Source organism: Nocardioides ferulae, from assembly GCF_003660455.1.
Taxonomy (GTDB): domain Bacteria; phylum Actinomycetota; class Actinomycetes; order Propionibacteriales; family Nocardioidaceae; genus Nocardioides; species Nocardioides ferulae.
This window is the reverse complement of sequence record NZ_QZVR01000008.1, coordinates 37,715-60,465: the sequence shown is the minus strand read 5'-3', so window position 1 is coordinate 60,465 and position 22,751 is coordinate 37,715. Positions and strand designations below refer to the sequence as shown.

Here is a 22,751-nt window from a genome sequence, read left to right as displayed (position 1 = left end):
GCCAAGTCGCCGATCGGGCAGGCCGTGGAGCGGCCCGCCGATCTGCTCACCCGGCCAAGTCGTACTGGTCCATCCCCTCCCCGAGGTAGCGCGGCTTGGCGAAGCCCTCGCCGCTGGGCTCGAGCAGCCACAGCTCGCCGGTCCCGCGGGCCCGGACCAGCAGGTCGGCCGGCCCCTGCAGCCGGACGCCGCTGACGCCGACCACCCAGTCGTAGCGGGTCAGGTCCGCGCTGAGCTGGGTGCCGGTGGTGAGTCCGCCGGGACCGTTGCCGCGGTAGAGCGTCAGCTTGCCCCCGGTGCGGAACAGGGAGTCCGGGGCACCGTCGCCGTCCCACCGCCCGATGCCGATCTGGCGCTGGGCGGAGATGGCGCTGTGCGCGACGTAGCTCTCGCCGAGGCCGTCGCCGCCGTTGCCGGGGTAGATCCGCATCGAGCCGCCCTGCGGCTGGCCCATCAGGTCCGGCCAGCCGTCGCCGGTCATGTCGCCGACGGCAGCGAGCAGGTCGACCTTGCCGAAGCCGGTCCCGAGCCGCTGGGCCTTGCCGAAGGCTCCGGTCCCGTCTCCGGGTCGGAGCATCAGGGCGCCCTGGCGATTGCGCAGCACCATGTCGCCGTCGCCGTCACGGTCCCAGTCGCCCACGTTGAGCAGCAGGTTCGCGGCCCGGAGCCGGATGCCCATCGGGATCGGCGCCCCGAGCTCGGTGCCGCCGCTGTTCTCCAGTCGGAGGAGTCGATCGCCGCGGCGGACCAGCAGGTCGGGGGCCGGGTCTCCGGTGAGCTGCCCGGCGCCCAGCACCACGGGGGCGTTGCGCACCCGGCCCACGGTGCCGACGGCGCGGGCGAAGGTGCCGTCGCCGCGGCCCGGCAGCACCGCTCCCTTGCCGCCCTCGGAGCGGACGAACAGGTCGGCATGGCCGTCGCCGGTGTAGTCGCCGTAGCCGGTCAGCACGTCGAAGCCGCCCCAGCGTCCGGGGACCTCGACCGGAGCGTCAAAGGTGCCCGCGTCGCCGCCGGCATGCAGCCACAGCCGGCCCTGGGTGTCGCGGGCCAGCAGGTCGGCACGGCCGTCGCCGTCGACGTCGCCGGGGCCGACGAGCAGGTCGTAGCCCTCCCACCCGGTGGAGAGGGGCGACCGGTCGAACGCTCCGTTGCGGACGCCGCGGTAGAGGTCGAGCCGTCCGCTGGTGTGCCGGGCGACGAGGTCGCCCCGCCCGTCGCCGTCCAGGTCGCCGACGGAGGTGAGCAGGTCGTGGTCGGCGAACGCCGGACTGTGGCGCAGCGCCGGATCGAAGCCGCCGCCCGTCGTGCCCGGGTGGACGGCGATGCCGTCGGCGCCGCCGGCGACCAGGTCGGCCAGGCCGTCCCCGGTGAGGTCGGGTGCGGCCACCAGGGTGGTGGCGCTCGCCCATCCGGTGGAGACCAGGGCCGGCTTGCGGAACGAGGTGAGGCCACCGGTCGGGATCACGAACCCCTGGCCGTCGCTGGCGCGCCGGACCAGCAGGTCGGGGTGCGGGCTGCCGGCCACGTCGGACTGCAGCTCGCGCCCCTCCCAGCCGCGCTGGGTCTGGGCGGCGAGCTCGCGGATCCGGTCCAGCCGGGCGTAGAGGTGGCGACCGGGGCAGGCGGTGGAGGCGGCGTCACGGTGCCCGTTGATCGCCGGGAAGTTGCGCGAGCCGACCCACTGCTTCGACGACGCGGCGTCCACGCCGTGCAGCGAGAGCTTCCAGGCGAACAGCGCGCCGTACGCCTCGAGCATCGCCGCGGTGGGCTGCACGGTCTCGAAGTTCCCGATCGCCGACATCGCGAAGGAGTTCTCGTTGTAGCCGAGCGTGTGGGCGCCGACGACCGGGCGGTCGACGCCGCCGTACCGGCCCTCCCAGATGCGGCCGAACCGGTCGACGAGGAAGTTGTAGCCGACGTCGCTCCAGCCGCGCGACTGGGTGTGGTACGCGTAGATGCTGCGCAGGATGCCGGGCACCTCGGCGCGCGTGTAGTCGTTGGCGTTGACCGTGTGGTGCACGAACCCGGCGTGCACCTCGTAGTAGCTCAGCGAGGACTTCTGCCGCAGCGACTCGTTGGCTCCCCACTGGGCACGGGAGAAGATCTCGGGCTTCTCGGTGTAGCTGGCGGCCTGCAGCGCGATGGCGTCGTCCTCGTCGGAGGCTTCGCCCTCCGCGGCCGCGGTCGCGCCGCGCCCGGCGCTCTCGCTCTCGAGCGCGGCGGTGTCGATCGCGGGCCGGGCGACCACCGTGCGCTCGGGGGTGCCGGGATCGATGACGGCCATCCGCAGGTCCGCGGGCACGGTCTCGGTGCTCGCGCGGACCTGGACCTCCTCGACATGCCCGACGAACAGCGGGTCGGTGCCCGGGCGGGCGCCGCGCGCCTCCGGGGTGCCGGGGTCGGGTGCGTGCTCGTCGTGGTACTCCAGCGGCATCCAGCCCGACCAGGCGTCCCCGTCGCGAGTGCGCACCTCGAAGGCGGCCTCCTCGTCGCCCAGCTCGGTGCCGGGAGCCCAGGTGAGCCCGACGGCCCCGTAGCCGGAGACCGGCTGGGGTCGGCTGGTGATCTCGGTGGTGCCGGGCGCGGTGCCGCGCGAGCGCCGCGCCTGGACGTCGGGGACCGTCCGCCGGCCCACAGTCGCTGCCGGCGAGGTCAGGGAGTACTCGGTGACCTCGGCGTCCACCCGCTCGGCGGGCACCTCGGCCGCGCCTCCGTTGACCCGGGAGTACGCCGCGAGCGCACCGCCGACCTGCAGCTCGCCGAGCTCGGCGGGCTGCTGATGGACGACGTCGAGGCTGACGATGGTGGCGGCGGGCGTCAGCCCGGCGACCACCACGCCAAGGGCCAGCAGCTGCTGGCACGCGGTGATGAACCGCGCCTTCACAACGGGCATGTCGGCTACTCCATGTGCGGGGGAAGAGTCACACGTGACGCAACTTTCACACGAGTCACAGCCCGTCGGAAGAGAAACTGAGTAACTACAATCGTGTAATTTCTACTCGACACGCCGAGGGATTCCAGATTTGTCAAACTCATCGGCGCGCACCGCAGCGGCCTGAGCAGGGCTCAGGCATGGGCCCGCGGCGACGGGCACGGCATCAGGTCTCGACACGCGCCGTCACGCCCTCGTTCCTCGGCCGTGGGCGCTCGCTCGACCACCAACAGGTGATCCGCTGGCGCGTCTCACCTAAATGTCGGCGCCGAGCTCCTCGTCGCCGAGGCTGTCGACCTCGTCCGGCTCGTTGCCGGGGTCGGCGTCCTCGTACTTCAGGTAGCGGATGCCCTCGCCCACGTCGCCGTCGAAGGCGAGCCGGCCCTTCTCGAGGACCAGCACCCGGTCGCACATCTTGCGCACCGACGCGGCCGCATGGCTGACGTAGAACAGCGTCACCCCGGAGTCGCGGATCTCGGCCATCCGCTCCAGGCACTTCTTCTTGAACGGCCGGTCCCCCACCGCGAGCACCTCGTCGGCGAGGAAGACATCGGCGTCGACGTGGATCGCGACGGCGAACCCCAGCCGGGCGAACATCCCCGAGGAGTAGTTGCCGACCGGCGTCTCCAGGAACCGCCCGATGTCGGCGAAGTCGACGATCGCGTCGAACTTGCGCTTGGTCTCGGCCTCGCTCATGCCCAGGATGGCGGCGTTGAGGAAGACGTTCTCGCGGCCGGTCAGCTGCGGGTGGAACCCGGCGCCGGTGGCGATCAGCCCGGCGATCCGGCCGCGGGTGAGCACCTGGCCGGAGTCGGGCCGCATGATGCCGTTGATCAGCTTCAGCAGGGTGCTCTTGCCGGATCCGTTGAGACCCATCAGGCCGATCGACTCGCCCTGCTCGACGGTGAACGAGACGTCGTCGACCGCCTTGAAGGTGTCGCTGATGTCTCGACCCTTGGCCAACGCCACCGTCACCTGCTTCAGCGTGCGCTGGTAGCGCAGCGTGAACTCCTTGGAGACGCCGTCGACGACGATCGAGGTGTTGTCGGGGTAGCTCATTACAGGCGCTCCGGGACCTTGTTCTCGAACCGGGAGAAGACCGCCTGGGCGACTGCGAGCACCACCAGCGAGGCCGCCAGACCCCCGAGGCCGTAGAGGAACAGGTGGTCGGGCAGGTGCTCGGCCGCAGTCGCGTCCGGGTCGGGAGTGGCGCCGACCCAGAACGCGCGCTGCACCAGCAGCACCGCGTCGGCGATGGGGTTGAGCAGGTAGTAGGGCGCGAAGCCGCCGAACCGCTCCTCGACGAGCGTGAACGGGTAGATCATCGGGGCCCCGAAACGCACGAAGTTCGTGAGGATGCCGACGGCGCTGGCGAAGTCGCGGAAGAACACGTTCGCGGCGCTGAACAGGATCGCCAGGGCGGTGCCCAGCACCATCGCGATCGCGAGCGCCAGCAGCAGGGCCAGCAGTCCGACCGGGTCGGGGACCCATCCGGAGAACAGGCAGACGACCGTCAGGATCAGCAGCTGCGGCCCGACGTGGAACAACGAGACCAGCATCGAGGCGACCGGGAACATCTCCCGGGGCAGGGCCATCTTCTGCACCAGCGACTTGTTGCGCACGATGGAACGGGTGCCCGCGGCGAAGGTCTCGGTGAAGAAGTGCACCACCACGAGCCCGCAGAAGACGTGGACCGCGAAGTCGCCGGGGACGCGGTCCTCCATCCCCACGATCTTCCCGAGGACGAACCAGTAGATGAACAGCTGTGAGAGCGGGTTGATGTAGGACCACAGGAAGCCCAGGAAGGACGCCGCGTACCTCGCGTTGAGCTCGCGCGCCACCAGCAGCCGCAGCAGGTAGCGCCGCCGGAACACCTCCAGCAGCCCCTGACTGGACGACGGGGGCGTCAGGGGCGCGTCGACGACGTGCTCGGCGCGCCCCGGACGGGTCACCATCAGCGCGCGTCCTCGGGTCCGCCCTCGGTCGTCGACGCCTGCGCGTCCTGCTCGAGCCACGGCCCGAAGGTCTTCTCCCAGGCCTCGGGCGAGGTGATCTGCGGCAGCGCCTCCTGGTAGCGCCTGGCCAGGTCGTCCCACTCGGTGGCGAGCCTGCGGTGGATCGCCAGCGTGCGCCGGACCTGGTCGACGAACTTCTCGCGGTCGCGCCGGTAGAAGGCCGCGGAGGTCTGGTCGGGCAGCGAGACGAGCGCGGAGTCGTAGCGGGCGATCTTGTGCCAGCGCGCGTCCTGGGCCATGATCTCGGCCTCCGGGTGCACCTGGGCCAACTCACGGGGCCGGCGCAGCTGGCGCAGCGGCTGCAGCAGCGCCTGCACGGTGGCCGCCCGGCCGGAGATCACCGGCGACGGCTCACGGCCCTTGCGCGGCAGCTTGTGCCGCTTCACCTCGGGGATCTGGCTGGGGTCGACGAGGTAGGTGGCGTCGTCGTAGCCCTTCACCATCTCGCGGATCTCGGGCAGCGTCGTGGCCAGCGTCTCGTGCAGCTGCTCGGGCCCGGCCAGCACGTCCTCCAGCGCCTTGTGGCGCAGCGCGACGGTGGAGTACTGCATCGAGACCGAGTGCTTGATCTGGTGGTTCAGCGACTCGCGCAGCAGCCGCCCTCCGCGGGGGTACTTCGAGTGCAGCAACGCGGCGATGACCCGGTTGCGCACGTGGAAGTAGGACTGCCAGTCCAGGGCGTCGTTCTTGTCGGTCCACGGCACGTGCCACACGGCCGCTCCGGGGAAGGTGACCGTCGGGAAGCCGGCCTCCTTGGCGCGGAGGCCGTACTCGGAGTCGTCCCACTTGATGAAGAACGGCAGCGACAGGCCGATCTCGCGCAGCACCTCGGCGGGGATCAGGCACATGAACCATGGGTTGTAGTCGACGTCGATGCGCGCGTGCAGCCACCGGGTCGAGCGCAGGTTGCGCTCGGCGAAGTCCCAGCCGGGGAAGACCCCCGGGGCCGAGCCCCACCAGAAGGTGTAGGGAGCGACCCGCTCGCCGAACGAGTGCAGCTGGGTCTTCTGGAAGATCGAGAACATGTGGCCGCCGACGATGGTCGTCTTGCGGCACAGGTCGGCGAACGTGAGCGCCCGGACGATGCCCTCGGTCTCGCACTCGGTGTCGTCGTCGAGCATCATGACGTACGTCGAGCGGCCGGCCTTGAGGCCTTCGTACTGCGCCCGGGCGAAGCCGCCGGACCCACCGAGGTTCCCCTGCTTGATGATCCGCAGCGTGTCGCCGAGCGCCTCGGCGGCCTCGGGGTAGTACTCCGACTCGACCAGGCTGTCCTTGCCCTGGTCCATCACCACGATCTCGTCGAGGTGGTCGTGCAGCGGACCGTCCTCGCCGAGCTGGGCCAGGAGCTTGGCGCAGAAGTCGGGGAGGATCGTGGTGATGCCGATGGTCACGCTGCCGCGGGTCGCCTTCTCGGGCGGGACCTCGGCGGTCCACTCGGCGCCCTCGACGACCGCGTCCTCGTCGGCGGCGACGACGTCGTACCAGTACCAGCCGCCGTCGACGAACGGCTTGAGCGGCAGGTCGAAGGAGAACTCGCCGGAGCCGTCCTCGACGCTCGCCGAGTCGACCCGCTGCGACCGGCCGTTGGCCATCGACCGGTAGACCGTGACGGTGGCGCCCTCGCCCCGCACCCGGACGGTGAGCCGCACCTCGCTGACGATGGTGTGGCGGCGCCAGTACGAGGCCGGGAACGCGTTGAAGTAGGTGCCGAACGAGGCCACCTCGCCCATCTCGACCCGGAAGGCGGTGCGCGACTCGATCTGGTCGGGGTGGACCTGGGAGACGCCCTTGGCGGCGTTCTGCAGCCGGGTCGCGATCGCGTTGGCCTCGTGGGCGGCGCGGCTGGTGCCGATGTCGAACTTGTCGGCGTCGAGTGCCGCCGGGTCCGGGTCGACGTAGAGCTTGATCACGTCGGTGTCGCGCCCGGCGGGCATGATCTGCCGCATCAGCAGCACCCGGGACATGCCCGGCGAGACGGCGTCGGCGGCCTCGGTGGTCTGGGTGTGGGCGACGGTCATGCGTCGACTCCTCCGCTCTTGAGCTCGGCTCCGTCGACGAAGTGCGGACGCAGCTTGTTCTCGAACATCGACAGCGCGGAGCCGATCGCCATGTGCATGTCGAGGTACTTGTAGGTGCCGAGGCGGCCGCCGAAGAGCACCGTCGGCTCGGCCTTGGCCAGCTCGCGGTACCTCAGCAGCTTGGCGCGGTCCTCGGCGGTGTTGACCGGGTAGTACGGCTCGTCGCCCTCCTCGGCGAAGCGGCTGTACTCGTGGACCACGATCGACTTGCCCGGCAGGTAGGTGCGCTCGGGGTGGAGGTGCTTGAACTCCAGCACCCGGGTGTAGGGGACGTCCTCGTCGTTGGCGTTGACCACGCCGGTGCCCTGGTAGTCGTCGACGTCGACGGTCTCGCGCTCGAGGTCGATGGTGCGCCACGACAGGCGGCCCTCGGAGTGGCCGAAGTACTCGTCGACGGGCCCGGTGTAGACGATCGGGACCTTGCCCTTCCACTCGTCGGCGACGTCGAAGAAGTCCGTCTCGAGCCGCACCTCGATGTTGGGGTGGTCGGCCATCCGGTTCAGCCACGCGGCGTAGCCGTCGACGGGCAGGCCCTCGTAGGTGTCGTTGAAGTAGCGGTTGTCGAAGGTGTAGCGCACCGGCAGCCGGGTGATGATGTCGGCGCTCAGCTCCTTCGGGTCGGTCTGCCACTGCTTGGCGGTGTAGCCCTTGACGAACGCCTCGTAGAGCGGGCGGCCGATCAGGGAGATCGCCTTCTCCTCCAGGTTGGTCGCGTCCGCGGTGGCGATCTCGCTGGCCTGCTCGGCGATCAGCGCCCGCGCCTCCTCGGGTGTGTGCGAGCGCCCGAAGAACTGGTTGATCAGCCCCAGGTTCATCGGGAAGGAGTAGACCTGGCCCTGGTACTTCGCGAAGACCCGGTGCTGGTAGTTCGTGAACTCGGTGAACCGGTTGACGTAGTCCCAGACCTTCTTGTTGGAGGTGTGGAACAGGTGGGTGCCGTAGACGTGCACCTCGATGCCGGTCTCGGGGTCGATCTCGCTGTAGGCGTTGCCGCCGAGATGGTGGCGGCGCTCGAGCACGAGGACCTTCAGCCCCAGCTCGGCCGCGCAGCGCTCGGCGATCGTGAGCCCGAAGAATCCCGAGCCGACGACGACCAGGTCGGGCTGCGAGGTCTCGGAGCGGTCGGCGGTCCCGGTGGCCGGGTCGGATGCGTGCGTGGGTGCAGACAAAGCGGGGGTGTCTCCTCGTCGGTCGGGCGGCGGTCAGTCTAGCCGCGTGGGCGGGCGGACTCGGCGACCCGACGCATGCCCCACGCGGAGCGCATGGCTCGGATCACGTTCGCCGCCTCGCCGCGGCCACCGCGCAGCGGGCTGGTCACCAGCACGCCCAGGGTGATCAACAGCGGCTTGAGCCGCACCAGCAGGTTCTCGCCGTAGCGCAGGTGCACCACGAACAGGTTGCGGTACATGTAGAACCCCTTCCACCCGTCCAGCGCGTGCTGCTGGTCGAAGTGGAGCTGGCGCACCAGGACCGCGTCGCGCACGGCCAGGATGCGGAAGCCGGCCCGCCGCGCACGGACCGCGAAGTCGACGTCGTCGTAGAAGATGAAGAACGACGGGTCCGGCAGGCCGATCGCGCTCACCACGTCGCGCCGCACCATGAACCCCTCGAACGCGACGTTCTCGAGCATCACGTGCGGCGGCATCGCGTGGCGGGAGGCGTACGTCGAGTCGACGCTGGCCGTCTTCGGCCGGATCGCCAGCGGGTTGCGCAGGTCGAAGCGGACCGCCGCCTTCTCGACCAGCTGTCCGCCGAGGTCCTCACGGACCGCCATCAGGCACGGCTCGTCGTGGCTCATCAGCACCGCGAGGCAGTCCGGCGCGGGGAGCACGTCGTCGTCCATCAGCCAGATCCGGTCGTGGCCGGCCTGGTAGGCGGTGCGCACGCCGAGGTGGAAGCCGCCGGCGCCGCCGAGGTTCTCGTCGGTGCGGATCACCTGCAGCGGGAGGTCGCGGCTGCGGGCGAGCACCTCGGCAGTGTGGTCCGCGCTGGCGTTGTCGACCACGACGACCGCGTCGGGCCGGTGGGTCTGGGCCGCGAGCGCCTCGAGCATCTGGTCGAGCAGGTCGGCCCGGTTGTAGGTGACCACGACGACGGCGACGCTCTCGCTGCGCGTGCCGCCTGCGGGAGAGGCGGTGGTCATCGCAGGTACCTCCGGTGGCCGGTGAAGTCTCCGCGGAGCCCGTCGATCATGCCCCGGAAGGACATCAGCAGGCGGCCGGGCCGCGGACGGGTGACCAGGTAGAACCAGACCGTCTTGGCGACGAAGGCGAGGGCGTGCGGCCACCCGCGGTAGTCGCGCAGGTTCAGCAGGTTGTTGCGGGCCATGCAGTAGTGCTTGAGGTCGCTCGGACTGTGGTTGTAGGTGGTGCGCCCGAACATCATCGGGGTGCCGAGCTCACCGACGCTGGGGTGGTGCACCCGGGCGCCGACGACCGTGGCGATCCGCCCTCCCGCGCGCTCGGCCCGCAGGCGGTACTCGTGGTCGTCGCCCCACAGGAAGTACTCCTCGCGCGGCAGGCCGATCCGCTGCACGAGCTCGCGGGTCACCAGGACCCCGTTGAAGGGGATGACCACGTCGCGGATCAGCCCGTCGACCGTGGCTGCCTCGACGTCGGCGATGCGGTGCACGACGCGAGTGCCGCCGGGGAGCCGGATCGGGAAGACCAGGCGGCCGGGGTCGTCGCGGTCGACCACCGCAGGCCCCCAGAAGTCGAGGTCGGGCACGGCCAGCAGCCGCTCCAGGCAGTCCGGTGCGGGCAGCCCGTCGTCGTCCATCAGCCAGACCAGGTCGGCGCCGCGCTCGACGGCCCACGCCAGCCCGTCGTGGAAGCCGCCGGCCCCGCCGCGGTTCTCGGCGAGCGTGCGCCCGAGCACCGGCACCGGCTCCACGAGCTGCGGAGCGCTGGCGTCCAGGCCGGCGTCGAGCCCGGCCAGCCACTCCCCCGTGCCGTCGGTGGAGGCGTTGTCGACGACCAGCACCTCGTCGAGGCCCGAGACACCGCCGATCTCGCGCAGCCGCGCGACCAGTCCCTGCAGCAGCTCGAGCCGGTTGAAGGTGACCACCACGGCGACGATGCGGGGCGCACGCGAGGGCTGGTCGGTCACGGCGACCACCCTAGGCCCGGGGTGTCTCCCGGCCCGACTCGGCGTGGGGGTCTCGACACGCCGGCCACGGCTTCACAGGCTCAGCCGTGCGGCTCGCTCGACCACCATCAGCGAGTCCGCTGACGCGTCCTCGCTCAACAGGCCGAGCCGAGGTCCTCGGTCTGGTTGGCGGCGTACCCCTCGCTGAGCGAGCCGAGGGAGCCGCCGGTGACGACGTCCGGGTCGGGTCTGCGCTTGCCGCCCTTGGCCGTGGCGGTCTGGCCACCCTCGGCGCGCTCGAGCGCCGCGGCGACCCGGGCGTGGATCTCCTCGATGTCGGGCTCGGCGGTGTTGACCAGCGGCGGCACCAGCGACAGCGTCGACACCGGCTGGTTGCGCGCCTTCAGCGCGAGCGCGATGAACCGGTCGACCTCGCCGGCGGGCAGGTCGGTGGAGATCATCGCGGTGCTGGCGTCGGCGATCTGCTCGAAGTTGCGCAGCGCGGTCTGCGGGCTGATCTGGTGCAGCATCGCGTTCAGCACGCACTTCTGGCGGGCCATCCGGGAGTAGTCGTCAGAGCCCTCCCGGGCCCGGGCGTACCAGAGCGTGTCGTGGCCGTCGAGGGTGCGCTCCCCCGGCTGGATGTAGCCGGTGACGTCCTCGCCGAGGCCGCCGACCGGGATCGGGCTCCGCACGTTGAGGGTGACCCCGCCGACGGCGTCCACGAGGTCCTTGAAGCCCTCGAGGTTGACCATGGCGTAGTAGTTGATCGGCAGGCCGGTGATGCCTTCGACGGCCATCAGCGTGGCGTCGATGCCGGGGTTCTCGGAGTCGGGGAACAGCTCGGGGTTGTCGCCGGCCCAGGTGCTGACGCCGTTGAGGTACTCGACGTCGAAGCCGTCGGGGAACTGCTCAGCCATGACCGACCCCTCGGCGAAAGGGAAGTTCGTCATGTTGCGGGGCAGCCCGATCAGCACCGTCTTGCCGGTCTCGGCGTCGATGCTGGCCACGGTGATGGAGTCCGGACGCAGGCCCCAGCGCCCGGCGCCGGCATCGCCACCGAGCAGCGCGACGTTGTAGCGGCCGTGGTGGGCCCCGCTCGCCTCGCCGTCGCCGAACATCGTCACCAGGAAGCTGCGCTGCACGCCGACGAGGTGGGCGCCGAAGAGCAGCGTGCCGGCGACAGAGAAGCACAGCACGCCGTTGACCCCGACGACCGCGCGCCGGTGGTTGAGGCTCAGGCTGAGCGGCTGCCCGAGGCGCCAGGCGTCGACGAAGAGCGCCGCCCAGGCGACGGCGCCGACCATCAAGAAGACGCGCAGCAGCCCGAGCAGCACCGTGTTGGAGATCAGGTAGAAGGCCGCCCCGTGCCACAGCAGCGAGACCAGCATGGTGAGCACGGTGAGGACCACGGTGAGCAGCCAGAGCGTCAGCGCGGTCAGGCCGACCAGCCGGCGCCGCGGGTCGCCCTGCATCAGCTGCGCCGACCCCGGCAGCACCAGCGTCATCACCATCAGGGCCACGGCGCGGCGGAACCGGACGCGTGCGGCCCTCTCGGCGGCGGAGGTGCGCGGTGGCGCGTCCCGCCCGTCGAGCAACCCGGGGGAAGGAACGGGTGGCATCGAACGTGCCTCTCTACTACTGACCCGACGCGCGTCGGGGAAGCGACGCACGGCGAGGGGATGAGTCTGCTGCCCAGCCAGTATCACCAGTCACAGCAGTCACAACGCGGTACGACGCGCCGGAAGCTCGCGCCGAAGGCACTGGTGGAATGGGGCCATGGTCAGCCACGAGGCGCTCAGTCCCGCCCGGGAGTCAGCCATGCCGGTGCTGCGATGACCCGGCTCGATCCCGGCCGGGTGCTGGCCGTCGTCGCCACGCGGGAGGAGGCCGCCCACCTCCCCGACGGGGTGCCGCTGATCGTCACCGGGATGGGCAAGACGCTCGCCGCGGTGGCGACCGCGCACGCGCTCCTGCAGCGGCCGGGCCAGGTCGACCTCGTCGTCAACCTCGGCACCGCCGGGGCGCTCAAGGCCGGCCTGAGCGGCGTACACCGGCCGCGCACGGTCATCAACCACGACCTGACCGCGGAGGCCGTCCGGGCGCTGGGCCACGACCCCCACGACCGCCTCGCGCTCGACCACGGCGACGACACCGTGCTCGCGACCGGGGATCAGTTCGTGAGCGACCCGGCGCGGCGCGACCAGCTCGCGAGGCGTGCCGACATCGTCGACATGGAGGGCTACGCCGTCGCCTGGGCCGCGCGCGCCTCGGGCGTTCCGGTGCTGATGCTCAAGCACGTCTCCGACGCCGCCGACGAGTCCGCGTTCGACTGGCCGAGCGTGGTCGACGCGAGCGCCCGGGTGCTCGCGGCCGAGCTGGTCCGCGTGCTCGACGGCGACGGACCGGCCCCGCGGTAGTCCGGCGGCGGGTCAGCCGGCAGGTCCGTCGGCGGTGCCGGCCGGGTGGTCGCCCACGGCCTCGTCGAGCGAGCTGAGCACGCTGTCGCGCACCCGGGTCCACTGCCGGCTCCAGCCCTGGAGCGGAGCGAGGGACCGCTCCAGCACGGCGAGCTGGTCGTCGAGGACGGCGAGCTCCTTCTGCAGCGCCTGGATGCTCATCCGCTTGGCCTGCAGCTCCTCGATCAGCACGTCGATCTCGGCCGTCACCGGCGGCATCTGCTCGGCGACCTGACGGATCGAGACGAGTAGCCGGCGGACCGCCGCGGGGACCGGGTCGGGCACGTGTCCCCAGGCACTGCCGCCGGCGCTCGCCGCGGCCGACGTCACCGCCCGGGTCCGCTCCACCAACAGGTCGAAGGCCGACTGCAGCAGCCGGTGCGGGTCCGGCCCGGGCCGCTGGCTCACGGCCGGGCTCCGTCCGGGAGCGGCTCGGCCGCGGGCTCGGTCGCCGACACCGGCGCGGAGACGGGCGCGGAGACGGGGGCGAGCGCACACAGCTGCGCCAGCTCCGCCTCGAACGCCGCCACGAGACGGTCGGGGTCCGGCACGATCTCGGTGTCGACCTTGAACCCCACCGACAGCTGCCCGTCATAGCTGCAGATGCAGGTGTTCACGGTCTGCTCGCCCGAGCCGGGAGCCCATCCCAGCAGCCCGGTCACCCGGCCGCCCGCGAGGTAGCGGGTGCCGCGCGGCCCGGGCACGTTGGTGGTGACGCCGGTCGCCTTGTTGGCGAAGAAGTCCACCAGCAGGCGCTCCAGGTGTGGGCCGGTGACCCCGATCGCCCGGATCAGGCCGAAGGTCAGCACCGCCTCCGGGGAGTGCTTGATCTCCTCCATCCGGCGGTGGGTCTCGGCGAGCCTGGCGAACGGGGTCGCCAGGCCGGCGGGGAGCGAGAGCAGGACGAGGGCGAACCGGTTGCCGAGCTCGGGCGGGAGCGGCTCGTCGAGCGGGCGCACGTTGACCGGCACCATCGTCGGGACGTCGTGCGGCTCGGCGCCGCGGGAGTCCTGATAGCTGCGCATCGCCCCGGAGAGCGCGGCGACGACCACGTCGTTGAGCGTGGTCCCGGTGCGGTGGGCGGTCTCCAGGACGTCCTCGAGCGGCACCGGGCGTCCCCACACGGCCTGCTTGCGCGGGCCCGGGTGGCCCGCCAGCGGAGAGGCCGGGTTGCGCGCGAACAGCAGCTGCTCGCTGACCACCACCGTGTCGAGGGCGACCTTGGCCGCGTGCGCGGCCTCCCGGGCGGTGCGTGCGGGGGCGAAGAGGCGGGGCACCAGCGTCCTCGGTCCGGCGAGGAGGGTCCGGCCCAGCGCGACCGCGACCTGGGCGGAGGCGTCGAGCACGCCGGCGACCGGCACCGGCGACCGGTCCTGGTCGCGGTGGTCCCACCCCCAGGAGTCCTCGGTCGTCAGCTGCTCGGTGGCCTCGTGCAGGTCGGCGTCCGGCGTGGCGTCGGTCATCGACAGCAGCACCCGCATCAGGGCGATGCCGTCGGCCATCGCGTGGTGCAGCCTCGAATAGACCACGCTCCCGCCTTGGTAGCCGTCGATCAGGTGGGTCTCCCACAGCGGCCGCGACCGCGGCAGTGGCTGGTCGAGGAACTGCGACACGTAGGCCTGCAGCTCGGCGTCGCCGCCGGGTGCCGGCAGCACGGCGCGGCGGATATGGCGCTCCAGGTCGAAGTCGGTGTCGTCGGTCCATCGCGGCGGCAGCAGCGGGCCGCGGGCGGGCAGCGGGCGCTGCCGCATCACCGGGTAGCGGTCGACGACCCGACGCCGCAGCGTCTGGAGGTAGCGGTCCCAGTCCACCGGCCGGTCCACGGTCATCAGCCCTTCGATGACCATCAGGTTGTCCGGTCGGTCCATGTGCAGCCAGATCGCATCGACCGGCCCGACAGTCCTCGTGCTCACCACAGCCCCCGCCTCGTCCTCGGTCGTCAGTCGTCGTCAGTCGTCGTCAGTCGTCGTCAGTCGTCGTCGGTCGTCGTCGGTCGGTCCTCGGCGGGGGCGGCGTCCACCCGCTCGGCCTCGGCGACCTTGTGCTCGTGCTCGGCCTCCACCGCGAGGTAGCGGTTCAGCCCTGCCCACATGTGGGCGCGGTCCGCGCTGCTCTTCACGACCAGGGCCTGCGCCTCGCGCTGCGCCTGCAGGTGCTCGTGGTCGGTCATGACTCCTCCTCGGTCCTGCTCCTCCTCACACCGTGCGCCGGGACCGACGGGGGCGGACAGGGCCTTTCGACCTGTTCCTGGACCGAGGACTCCCGGCTCGGCGGCAATCGCCCGCACGCTCGGGACCTTGGACCCGAGCGCGCCACGTGCGGGTGGCCACAGACTCGGCAGATGAGACTGAAGGAGGCCCCGGCATGGACCGTCTGACTCCGCTGTCCGCCGCGTTCCTCCAGGCCGAGGACGTCGACGAGGCGGCATCGCTGGCCATCGGTTCCTTCGCGGTCTTCGAGGGCCCCGCCCCGAGTTTCGAGGAGCTGCTGCAGGCGATCGCCAGCCGGCTGTCGATGGTCCCGCGCTATCGGCAGCGGTTGCGCCGGGTGCCGTTCGACCTGACCCCGCCGGCATGGGTCGACGACGAGGAGTTCGACCTCGCCAACCACGTGCACCAGACCGCGCTCCCCCAGCCGGGTGGCGACGCGCAGATCGCGGACCTGATCGGCCAGGTGATGTCGTGGCGGATGGAGCGCGAGCGTCCGCTGTGGGAGTTCTGGTTCGTGACCGGGCTGACCGAGGGCCGGTGGGGTGTGCTGTCGAAGGTCCACCACGCGCTCGCGGACGGCGTCTCGGGCACCGACCTCTACCGGCTGTTCCTCGACCTGACCCCCGAACCGACCACGGTGCCGCCGGACACCTGGACGCCCGCTCCGGCCGAGCCGGGCTGGCGGTTCGCAGCCCGTGCGGTGGGCGACCTCGGTGGCTCTCCGTGGCGGCTGGCCAGCGCGGGCGTCACCGCCCTCCGGACTCCGCGGCGCAGCGCGGCCTCGCTGGTCCGCAACGTCCGTGGTCTGGCCTCGATCTCCGGCGCGGCACTCCCCGTCGCGGGCAGCTCGCTGGTCGGCCCGCTGCACGGCGGCCGGCACTATGCCTGGACCCAGGCCGACCTCGACCAGCTTCGCGAGGTCCGGAGCCGGCTGGGGGGCACCGTGAACGACGTCGCACTGGCGGCCGTCAGCGGGGGCTTCCGGGTGCTGCTGCTCTCCCGCGGCGAGCGCCCTTCCGCCCACTCGCTGCGGTCACTCGTGCCGGTATCCACCCACCGCCCCGACGACGTCTCGGAGCCCGACAACCGGGTCTCCCTGCTGCTGCCCTGGCTGCCGGTCGACGTGGCCGACCCGGTCGAACGGCTGGAGCTGGTACGCAGCCGGGTACGCACCCTGCGCGAGCGCGGCGAGGTCGAGGCGGGCAGCTCGGTGATGACGACGGCGGAGCTGAGCCCGTTCCCACCGGTGGCGGCCGGCGTCCGGCTCGGGTTCCGGTTCCCGCAGCGGCATCTCGCCACGGTGACCACGAACGTCCCCGGCCCCCGGCAGCCGCTCTACTGCCTGGGTCGTCAGGTGGTCCAGATGCTGCCCTACGTGCCGATCGCGGACCGGCTGCGCATCGGCGTGGCGATGTTCTCCTACTGCAGCACGCTGACGTTCGGCCTCACCGGAGATCTGGGAAGCACCCCCGACCTGGAGGTGCTCGCCGAGGGGATCTCGGCGTCGCTGGCCGAACTGGTCGCGGCGGCGCAGGCGCGGGCCTGACCGGTCACCGCCTCCCGGGGAGCGTCCACCTCGGCGCCGGCCGACCGGCCCCGCGATAGGTTCGCCGCCATGGCAGACCGTCCACGCAGCGGCGCTCCCGACGACGAGTCCCCGGAGTACCGGTGGCTCTACGGCCAGGGCGGCCCCGGCAGCAGCGACACCGCCGCCGGTGGCACCCGACCGGTACCCCAGCGGCCCCGACCCGACGAGACCCGGGCGATGCCGGTGCAGCCGCGGCCGGGCGGTGCGACCCGGGGCACGGGCGGCACCCCGCCACCCGGCCCGCCGGCCACCCCGCCGGCCCGCGGCTCCCGGGGTCCGCGGCTCCCCCGCCGGCCACGGCTCCGGCTGCGCTGGCTCTTCGTCCTGCCGGTCCTCTGGCTGGTGTTCCTGGTCGCCGTGCCGGTGTTCACCTGGACCAAGGTCGAGAAGATCGACTACGAACCCGACGGCGAGCGGCCCGACGACCAGCCGGGGACGACGTACCTCATGGTCGGCAGCGACTCGCGCGCCGGGCTGTCGGCGCAGGAGCGCAAGGAGCTGCACACCGGCAACGCCACCAGCGAGCTGACCGACACGATCATGCTGCTGCACACCGGCTCCGGGCCGAACCTGCTGCTGTCGATCCCCCGTGACTCGGTGGTCGAGATCCCCGGCCACGGCAACAGCAAGATCAACGCCGCCTACGCGTTCGGTGGCGCGCCGCTGCTGACCCGCACCGTCGAGCAGGCCACCGGCATCCGGGTCGACCACTACGTCGAGATCGGGATGGGCGGCGTCGCCGGGGTGGTCGACGCGGTCGGCGGCATCGAGATCTGCCCGAAGACCGACATGGTCGACGTCGACGCCGGCCTCGACGTGGAGAAGGGCTGCCAGGAGGCCGACGGCCGCACGGCGCTCGCCTACGCGCGCTCCCGCAAGGCCAACCAGTACGGCGACCTGGGCCGGGTCGGCCAGCAGCGCGAGGTCGTGGCCGCGATCGGCTCGAAGGTGCTCTCCCCCTGGACCGTGCTCAACCCGCTGCGCTACTGGCGCCTCAACGCCGCAGTCCCCGACTTCTTCCGGTTCGGCGAGGGCACCGGCCCGGTGCGGGCCGGGCTGTGGGCGATGGCGATGAGCAAGGGCGAGCTGACCTGCACGATGCCGGTCACCGACGGCTCGGCCACCACGTGGGACCCCGAGCGGGCGCCGGCGCTGTTCGACAAGATCATCGCCGACGAGACCGACGACGTCGGCAAGCGGCTGTGCACCGCCACCGGACTGGAAGGAGTGGGCTGATGGGCACCGAGACCACCGGCTACGAGACGCTGCGCTGGGAGACCGACGACGCCGGCGTCGCGACACTGACCCTGCACCGTCCCGACGCGCTGAACGCCTTCGACCTGACGATGGCGCGTGAGCTCGAGCGGTTCTTCCTCACCGACGCCCGCGACGACGCGGTGCGGGCGGTGGTGGTCACCGGCGCCGGCCGGGCCTTCTGCGCCGGCATGGACCTCTCCGCCGAGGGCAACGTCTTCGGGCTCGACGAGTCGCTGGACCCGACGCCGGAGCAGCTGCGCGAGCGGCTCGACCAGGCGCCGTTCCACGACGGGGTGCGTGACACCGGCGGCCGGGTCACGCTGGCCATCCACGCGCTGCCGAAGCCGGTGATCGCGGCGATCAACGGCGCCGCCGTCGGCATCGGGGCCACGATGACGCTGGCCATGGACATCCGGATGGCCGCCACGTCGGCCCGGATCGGCTTCGTCTTCGGTCGCCTCGGCATCGTGCCCGAGGCCGCCTCCAGCTGGTTCCTGCCGCGCATCGTCGGCATCCAGCAGGCGCTGGAGTGGGTCTACTCCGCCGAGATCCTCGACGCCGACGAGGCGCTGCGTGGCCGCCTGCTGAGGTCCGTGCACGAACCCGACGAGCTGCTGCCGGCGGCGCAGGCGCTGGCCCGCTCGTTCGTGGTCGACCGGTCGCCGGTCGCGCTCGGCCTGGCCAAGCAGCTGCTCTACCGCAACGGCGCCGCCGGCGATCCGCTGGAGGCGCACCTGTCGGACTCGCTGGCGATGTTCCACACCTCGATCGCCGACGGCGCGGAGGGCGTCGCCGCCTTCCGGGAGAAGCGCACACCCCGGTTCACCGGGCGCGCCTCGCAGCTGCCGCGCGTGTTCCCTGCCTGATCGGATCAGGGTCAGGCGACCTCGTCGGCGAGGGTGCGGCGCAGCCGGGCCAGGATCGAGGTGATCAGCCGCGAGACCTGCTCCTGGCTGACCCCGACCTCCTCGCCGATCTGCTCCTGGGTGCGGTGCTCGAAGTAGCGCAGCGTGATGATCCGGCGGTCGCGCTCGCTGAGGGTGTCCATCAGGCGGTTGAGCGCGACGCGCGCCTCGACGCCCGCGAAGGCGGGGTCCTCGCCGCCGATGTCGAGCAGCGCCAGCTCGGGGAGCCCGGCCGCCCGGTCCGCCGGCTCGGGGTCGCGGTAGGGCAGCTCGGGTCGCTCCTGGGGCAGCACCGGAGCGTCGAGGGAGACCGGGGCGAAGCAGCCGGTGGCGTTGACGGCGTCGAGCACCACCGTCAACGCGACGTCGAGGTGGACGGCGATCTCGGAGGCGCGCGGGGCACGGCCGAGCTTCTGCAGCAGCTCGGCCTCCGCCGCACTGACCCGGGCCTGCATCTCCTGGACGGCGCGGGGCGGGCGGATGGTCCAGCCGGCCTCGCGGAAGTAGCGGCGGATCTCGGTGCGCAGGGTGGGGACCGCGTGACTGAGGAAGTCCTCGGACTGCGTGGGGTCGAAGGTGCGCACGGCCTTGACCAGGGCCAGGTTGGCCACCTGGTCGAGGTCCTCGTCGGGGACGCCCCGGCCGTGGTAGGCGGCGGCCACCTCGGTGGCCACCTCCAGGTTCAGGTTGATGACGGCGTCCTCGTAGCGGGTGCGGCGCTCGCCGCGGCTGGCTCGGGCACGCGAGAGCAGCCGAGCGGTCTCGAGGCGGCGGCGCGCGGCGCGCAGGCTGGTGCGGTCCAGCCGCGGGGACGGCAGCACGGGCGGCTCGATGAAGGCCGTCACCGAACGGGGGTCCTCCCCCATGGCTGCCTCCCTCCTGCCGGACGTCCCGAGCGGGCCCGCGCCGGGCCACGCCTACCCCAGCGTCCCATGGGTCGACCGCGCAGGACAACGACCCGTTCGGGCCATTCCCGGCCCGGGCATGGCCGGCGCCCGGTCGGGTAACCGGGACGGATCCGATCGGAAGGGGATACCCATGTCATCCGGTGCTACCGCGGACGGTGCCCGTCGGCTCGCCCGGGAACTGCCCGACGTGGCGGTCGTCGACATCGACGGCACGCTGCTCGACTCCAACTACCACCACACGCTGGCCTGGGCGCGCGCGTTCGAGGCGGTGGACCGGCCGGTGCCGCTGTGGCGGCTGCACCGCCACATCGGCATGGGCGGGGACCGGCTGGTGGCCGCGGCGACCGACGACGAGACCGAGGCACGGCTCGGGGATCGGGTCCGGGACCTGTGGAAGCAGGAGTTCGACCGGATGATCGAGGAGACCCGGCTCGCCCCGGGAGCACGCGGCCTGCTGGATGCCTTCGCCGGCGCCGGGCTGCGGGTCGTGCTGGCCAGCTCGAGCATTCCCGAGCACGCGGCGCGCCCACTCCGGCTCCTGGACGCCGAGGAGCGGGCGGACGGCTGGACGACGAGTTCGGACGCCGAGCGGTCGAAGCCGGACCCCGAGCTGATCGAGAAGGCGCTGGAGAAGGTGCGCGGCGACCGGGCGGTGATGATCGGCGACTCCGTGTGGGACGTCGCCGCCGCCGAGGAGTGCGCGATCCCCACCGTCGGGGTGCTCACCGGCGGGTTCTCCGCGGCCGAGCTGCGGGAGGCCGGCGCCGTCGCCGTGGTCGACGACGCGGCCGAGCTGGCGACCCGTCTCGACGAGCTGCTCGAGATCGTCGCGGCGGGACGCGACGAGGGCGCCACGTCCGGGGGGTGACCCCGGTCGTGGCGCCCTCGACTCGGCTCGGACCTGTGCGCCGGTCAGCGCTTCTTGGCGCGCGTGGTCTTCCTCGCGGCCCGGGCCGCCTGCTTCTCGGTCGTGGCACTGGCCGTGGCGAGGCTGCCGGTGTCGTCCTCGAGGTGGGCCCGGACGAACCAGTGGAACAGCTCGAGCTGCTCGGTCTGGGCGATGAACATGTCCTCGGTGACGGGGTCGAGGTCGCCGAGCTCCTCGATGCCCTTGCGGTAGGTCTCGATCACGCCGGCGAAGACCAGGTCCAGGGCGCCCAGATGCTCCTGGGTGGTGGCGCGGCCGATGGAGTAGTCCTCCCAGGAGCGCTCGGCCACGATCGAGCCGGGCGTGCCCTGCGGCGACCCGCCGAGAGTGGCGATCCGCTCGGCGAGGTCGTCGGCGAAGCCACGGACCGCGTCGACCTGCGGGTCGAGCATCTCGTGGACGGCGATGAAGTGCGGGCCGACGACGTTCCAGTGCACGTGCTTGAGCGTCAGGTGCAGGTCGTTGCAGGCGTGCAGCCGGTCCTGCAGCAGTTCGACCACCCGCGACGCGTCGGACTCGGACATGCCGGGAACGGTGTAACGGAGCTTGTTGGTAGCCATGGTCGAGAGGTACCCGACGATCTCCGCCCGCAAACGACTCCGCGGGGGGGTCGCTGCGGGTCTGCGCGGGACGCGGATGGGTACCGGCGGGCATGGGCATGACCACTGGACCTGGCAAGGAACCCCCGATCGACCTCGGCGATGCGGCGGAGGTCGAGGACATCTCCGCCGCCGACGCCGCAGACCGGCTGGAGGCCGATCCCGAGACGCAGGTGAACCGTCCCGACCGCGACCGGGCCGAGCGCCACCCGGGAGCCGAGGACCGGAGATGACCTGGCTGAGCCCGGATCCCGGCTCAGGTGTGGTGCCGGGCCGCCGATGAGGACGTCGGCAAGGCTGGGTCGACGAGGAGGGAGCCGCCGTCGTGGGGGTTGAGGCTGGCCAGCCGGCACGTCGCCGACGGCTGCTGCCGACCCGTCGCGACCTGCTGCTGGTGTTCGGGCTGAGCATCGTCGCGTTCGCCCTCGCGCAATGGCTGGACGCCTTCGAGCACTATGTCCGCTGGACCCGCGGCTACGAGCGCTACGGCCTCGACGAGCTGCTCATCGCCGCGACGATCTCCTGCGTCGCGCTCACCGTGGTCGCCTACCGGCGGGCCCGGGACGCGGACTGGCAGCGACAGCACCGGCTGCGCGTCGAGCGCACCCTCGAAGAGACCGGTCAGCGCTACCAGTCGCTGTTCGACTACCACCCCGACGCGGTGCTCTCCTTCGATCTCGAGGCGACGATCACCGCCGCGAACGCCTCCGTGTCCACGCTGACCGGCTACTCGTTCGGCCAGCTGACCACGCTCACGATCCCCGACCTGGTCGTCGAGGAGGACCTCGCCTCCGCGCTCACCGCGTTCGCCGGCGTCCTCGACCGGCGTCCCCAACAGCTGGAGGCCCGGATCAACCGGCGCGACGGGCGCCGGGTGCCGCTCAGCCTCACCGGACTGCCGATGGTCGTGGACGACGAGGTGGTCGGCGTCTACGTCATCGCCCAGGACATCTCCCGCCGGGTGCTGATGGAGAACGAGCTGCGACGGGCCCGGCAGGTCGCCGAGCACGCCAACGCCGCGAAGTCGGTCTTCCTGGCCAACGTCAGTCACGAGATCCGCACCCCGTTGACCACCGTGCTGGGCTACGGCGAGCTGCTCGGCGAGACCGATCTCGACAGCGTCCAGCATCGGTTCCTGACGACCATGCACAGCTCGGGGGTCCGACTGCTCCGCCTGGTCGACGACCTGCTCGACTTCGGCCGGATCGAGGCGGGCGAGACCGAGCTGGAGTTCTCCACGTTCGAGCTCGGCACGCTGGTCGGCCACACCCTGACCCCGCACGGCGAGGACGCGCGGGCGAAGGGGCTCGACCTGCGCTGGATGCTCGACCCGGACCTGCCCGCCCGGGTCGTGGGCGACCCGGACCGGATCGCGCAGGTGCTGACCAACCTGGTGGGCAACGCGGTGAAGTTCACCGACACCGGCTGGGTGCGGGTGCGGGTGCGAGCCGGCGACGACCGCGGCACCGTGCAGCTCACGGTGCGAGACTCCGGCATCGGCATCAGCGCCGAGCACCAGGACACGCTCTTCCAGTCCTTCACCCAGGCCGACGGCACGACGACCAGGCGCTACGGCGGCACCGGCCTGGGCCTGGCGATCAGCAGCGAGCTGGTGGCGTTGATGGGCGGCACGCTCTCGGTGCGCAGCCAGCCCGGCATCGGCAGCACGTTCTCGGTGCGGCTGCCGCTCGGTGCGGCCCCCACGCCGACCGCGCCGCACCAAGAGGAGCCCCGCCCGCTGCGGATGGTGCCTCGCTAGAGGCAGCCACCCGCAGCGGCGTG

Annotated in this window: 20 protein-coding genes; 7 read left to right on the top strand and 13 right to left on the bottom strand. The window is 72.0% G+C overall.

Going from position 1 to position 22,751, the window contains the following annotated elements:
- Positions 1-46: 46 nt before the first annotated feature.
- The 8 genes from D6B71_RS11695 to D6B71_RS11660 all read right to left on the bottom strand — a co-directional run bounded on the left by D6B71_RS11695 (position 47) and on the right by D6B71_RS11660 (position 11,737).
- On the bottom strand, positions 47-2,893 hold the full coding sequence (locus D6B71_RS11695; protein ID WP_126688250.1) for an FG-GAP-like repeat-containing protein: 2,847 nt from the start codon (positions 2,891-2,893) through the stop codon (positions 47-49).
- Between the two features lie 294 nt (positions 2,894-3,187).
- Positions 3,188-3,991 (bottom strand): ABC transporter ATP-binding protein, encoded by an 804-nt coding sequence (locus tag D6B71_RS11690; protein ID WP_121255219.1) that lies wholly within the window; start codon positions 3,989-3,991, stop codon positions 3,188-3,190.
- Positions 3,991-4,887, bottom strand: a complete 897-nt coding sequence (locus D6B71_RS11685) for an ABC transporter permease (protein ID WP_121255217.1) — start codon at positions 4,885-4,887, stop codon at positions 3,991-3,993. Before D6B71_RS11685 ends, D6B71_RS11690 begins: the two co-directional genes overlap by 1 nt.
- Positions 4,887-6,968 carry a glycosyltransferase gene (locus D6B71_RS11680; protein WP_240641342.1) on the bottom strand — a complete coding sequence of 694 codons (2,082 nt, stop codon included), beginning with the start codon at positions 6,966-6,968 and terminating at the stop codon, positions 4,887-4,889. Before D6B71_RS11680 ends, D6B71_RS11685 begins: the two co-directional genes overlap by 1 nt.
- Entirely contained in the window at positions 6,965-8,197 is a 1,233-nt protein-coding gene (gene glf / locus D6B71_RS11675; protein WP_121255215.1) for a UDP-galactopyranose mutase, read from the bottom strand. The genes D6B71_RS11680 and glf overlap by 4 nt, the downstream gene beginning before the upstream one ends.
- A 38-nt stretch (positions 8,198-8,235) precedes the next feature.
- Complete coding sequence (locus D6B71_RS11670; protein WP_121255213.1) at positions 8,236-9,171, bottom strand: glycosyltransferase family 2 protein; 936 nt, start codon at positions 9,169-9,171, stop codon at positions 8,236-8,238.
- Positions 9,168-10,136 carry a glycosyltransferase family 2 protein gene (locus tag D6B71_RS11665; protein WP_121255532.1) on the bottom strand — a complete coding sequence of 323 codons (969 nt, stop codon included), beginning with the start codon at positions 10,134-10,136 and terminating at the stop codon, positions 9,168-9,170. The genes D6B71_RS11670 and D6B71_RS11665 overlap by 4 nt, the downstream gene beginning before the upstream one ends.
- A gap of 134 nt (positions 10,137-10,270) precedes the next feature.
- Entirely contained in the window at positions 10,271-11,737 is a 1,467-nt protein-coding gene (locus D6B71_RS11660; RefSeq protein WP_121255211.1) for an LCP family protein, read from the bottom strand.
- Between the two features lie 213 nt (positions 11,738-11,950).
- Here D6B71_RS11660 and D6B71_RS11655 point away from each other — a divergent pair, with 213 nt between their 5' ends.
- Complete coding sequence (locus D6B71_RS11655; RefSeq protein WP_121255209.1) at positions 11,951-12,535, top strand: nucleosidase; 585 nt, start codon at positions 11,951-11,953, stop codon at positions 12,533-12,535.
- 12 nt (positions 12,536-12,547) lie between these two features.
- Here the strand turns inward: D6B71_RS11655 and D6B71_RS11650 are convergent, their stop codons facing one another.
- From D6B71_RS11650 to D6B71_RS11640, 3 genes are read right to left on the bottom strand one after another with little or no spacing between them, the layout of a single operon-like run.
- Positions 12,548-12,982, bottom strand: a complete 435-nt coding sequence (locus D6B71_RS11650; protein ID WP_206051701.1) for a hypothetical protein — start codon at positions 12,980-12,982, stop codon at positions 12,548-12,550.
- Positions 12,979-14,487: a wax ester/triacylglycerol synthase family O-acyltransferase gene (locus tag D6B71_RS11645; protein WP_206051700.1), complete on the bottom strand. Its 1,509-nt coding sequence runs from the start codon at positions 14,485-14,487 to the stop codon at positions 12,979-12,981. The genes D6B71_RS11650 and D6B71_RS11645 overlap by 4 nt, the downstream gene beginning before the upstream one ends.
- A gap of 56 nt (positions 14,488-14,543) precedes the next feature.
- Positions 14,544-14,744: a hypothetical protein gene (locus D6B71_RS11640; protein ID WP_121255205.1), complete on the bottom strand. Its 201-nt coding sequence runs from the start codon at positions 14,742-14,744 to the stop codon at positions 14,544-14,546.
- Positions 14,745-14,938: 194 nt separating this feature from the next.
- Between D6B71_RS11640 and D6B71_RS11635 the strand changes: the two genes are divergently transcribed.
- The 3 genes from D6B71_RS11635 (at position 14,939) to D6B71_RS11625 (ending at position 18,495) form a co-directional block, all read left to right on the top strand.
- Entirely contained in the window at positions 14,939-16,330 is a 1,392-nt protein-coding gene (locus D6B71_RS11635) for a WS/DGAT/MGAT family O-acyltransferase (RefSeq protein ID WP_121255203.1), read from the top strand.
- Between the two features lie 69 nt (positions 16,331-16,399).
- Entirely contained in the window at positions 16,400-17,608 is a 1,209-nt protein-coding gene (locus D6B71_RS11630) for an LCP family protein (protein ID WP_121255201.1), read from the top strand.
- Positions 17,608-18,495, top strand: a complete 888-nt coding sequence (locus D6B71_RS11625; protein WP_121255199.1) for a crotonase/enoyl-CoA hydratase family protein — start codon at positions 17,608-17,610, stop codon at positions 18,493-18,495. The genes D6B71_RS11630 and D6B71_RS11625 overlap by 1 nt, the downstream gene beginning before the upstream one ends.
- Before the next feature lie 11 nt (positions 18,496-18,506).
- Here the strand turns inward: D6B71_RS11625 and D6B71_RS11620 are convergent, their stop codons facing one another.
- Entirely contained in the window at positions 18,507-19,400 is an 894-nt protein-coding gene (locus D6B71_RS11620) for a sigma-70 family RNA polymerase sigma factor (RefSeq protein WP_121255197.1), read from the bottom strand.
- A 172-nt stretch (positions 19,401-19,572) separates the two neighbouring features.
- On the opposite strand from D6B71_RS11620, the gene D6B71_RS11615 reads away from it, so the two are divergent.
- Positions 19,573-20,310 carry an HAD family hydrolase gene (locus D6B71_RS11615; protein ID WP_121255195.1) on the top strand — a complete coding sequence of 246 codons (738 nt, stop codon included), beginning with the start codon at positions 19,573-19,575 and terminating at the stop codon, positions 20,308-20,310.
- A 44-nt stretch (positions 20,311-20,354) separates the two neighbouring features.
- Here the strand turns inward: D6B71_RS11615 and dps are convergent, their stop codons facing one another.
- The gene (gene dps / locus D6B71_RS11610; protein ID WP_121255530.1) at positions 20,355-20,930 is read right to left on the bottom strand and encodes a DNA starvation/stationary phase protection protein Dps; all 576 of its coding nucleotides are present in this window, start codon (positions 20,928-20,930) and stop codon (positions 20,355-20,357) included.
- 98 nt (positions 20,931-21,028) lie between these two features.
- Between dps and D6B71_RS22755 the strand changes: the two genes are divergently transcribed.
- Both D6B71_RS22755 and D6B71_RS11600 read left to right on the top strand, forming a co-directional pair.
- Positions 21,029-21,202 carry a hypothetical protein gene (locus tag D6B71_RS22755; RefSeq protein ID WP_164519629.1) on the top strand — a complete coding sequence of 58 codons (174 nt, stop codon included), beginning with the start codon at positions 21,029-21,031 and terminating at the stop codon, positions 21,200-21,202.
- Between the two features lie 92 nt (positions 21,203-21,294).
- Positions 21,295-22,728, top strand: coding sequence for a PAS domain-containing sensor histidine kinase (locus D6B71_RS11600; protein WP_121255191.1), 1,434 nt, complete (start codon positions 21,295-21,297; stop codon positions 22,726-22,728).
- Positions 22,729-22,751: the final 23 nt, after the last annotated feature.

Bases quoted from the DNA above. Each gene is read 5' to 3' on its own strand.
- D6B71_RS11670 (WP_121255213.1), bottom strand. From the start codon at position 9,171: ATGACCACCGCCTCTCCCGCAGGCGGCACGCGCAGCGAGAGCGTCGCC.
- D6B71_RS11680 (WP_240641342.1), bottom strand. From the start codon at position 6,968: ATGACCGTCGCCCACACCCAGACCACCGAGGCCGCCGACGCCGTCTCG.
- D6B71_RS11630 (WP_121255201.1), top strand. From the start codon at position 16,400: ATGGCAGACCGTCCACGCAGCGGCGCTCCCGACGACGAGTCCCCGGAG.
- D6B71_RS11635 (WP_121255203.1), top strand. From the start codon at position 14,939: ATGGACCGTCTGACTCCGCTGTCCGCCGCGTTCCTCCAGGCCGAGGAC.
- D6B71_RS11695 (WP_126688250.1), bottom strand. From the start codon at position 2,893: ATGCCCGTTGTGAAGGCGCGGTTCATCACCGCGTGCCAGCAGCTGCTG.
- D6B71_RS22755 (WP_164519629.1), top strand. From the start codon at position 21,029: ATGACCACTGGACCTGGCAAGGAACCCCCGATCGACCTCGGCGATGCG.
- D6B71_RS11640 (WP_121255205.1), bottom strand. From the start codon at position 14,744: ATGACCGACCACGAGCACCTGCAGGCGCAGCGCGAGGCGCAGGCCCTG.
- D6B71_RS11655 (WP_121255209.1), top strand. From the start codon at position 11,951: ATGACCCGGCTCGATCCCGGCCGGGTGCTGGCCGTCGTCGCCACGCGG.
- D6B71_RS11660 (WP_121255211.1), bottom strand. From the start codon at position 11,737: ATGCCACCCGTTCCTTCCCCCGGGTTGCTCGACGGGCGGGACGCGCCA.
- D6B71_RS11620 (WP_121255197.1), bottom strand. From the start codon at position 19,400: ATGGGGGAGGACCCCCGTTCGGTGACGGCCTTCATCGAGCCGCCCGTG.
- D6B71_RS11615 (WP_121255195.1), top strand. From the start codon at position 19,573: ATGTCATCCGGTGCTACCGCGGACGGTGCCCGTCGGCTCGCCCGGGAA.
- D6B71_RS11685 (WP_121255217.1), bottom strand. From the start codon at position 4,887: ATGGTGACCCGTCCGGGGCGCGCCGAGCACGTCGTCGACGCGCCCCTG.
- dps (WP_121255530.1), bottom strand. From the start codon at position 20,930: ATGGCTACCAACAAGCTCCGTTACACCGTTCCCGGCATGTCCGAGTCC.
- D6B71_RS11625 (WP_121255199.1), top strand. From the start codon at position 17,608: ATGGGCACCGAGACCACCGGCTACGAGACGCTGCGCTGGGAGACCGAC.
- D6B71_RS11690 (WP_121255219.1), bottom strand. From the start codon at position 3,991: ATGAGCTACCCCGACAACACCTCGATCGTCGTCGACGGCGTCTCCAAG.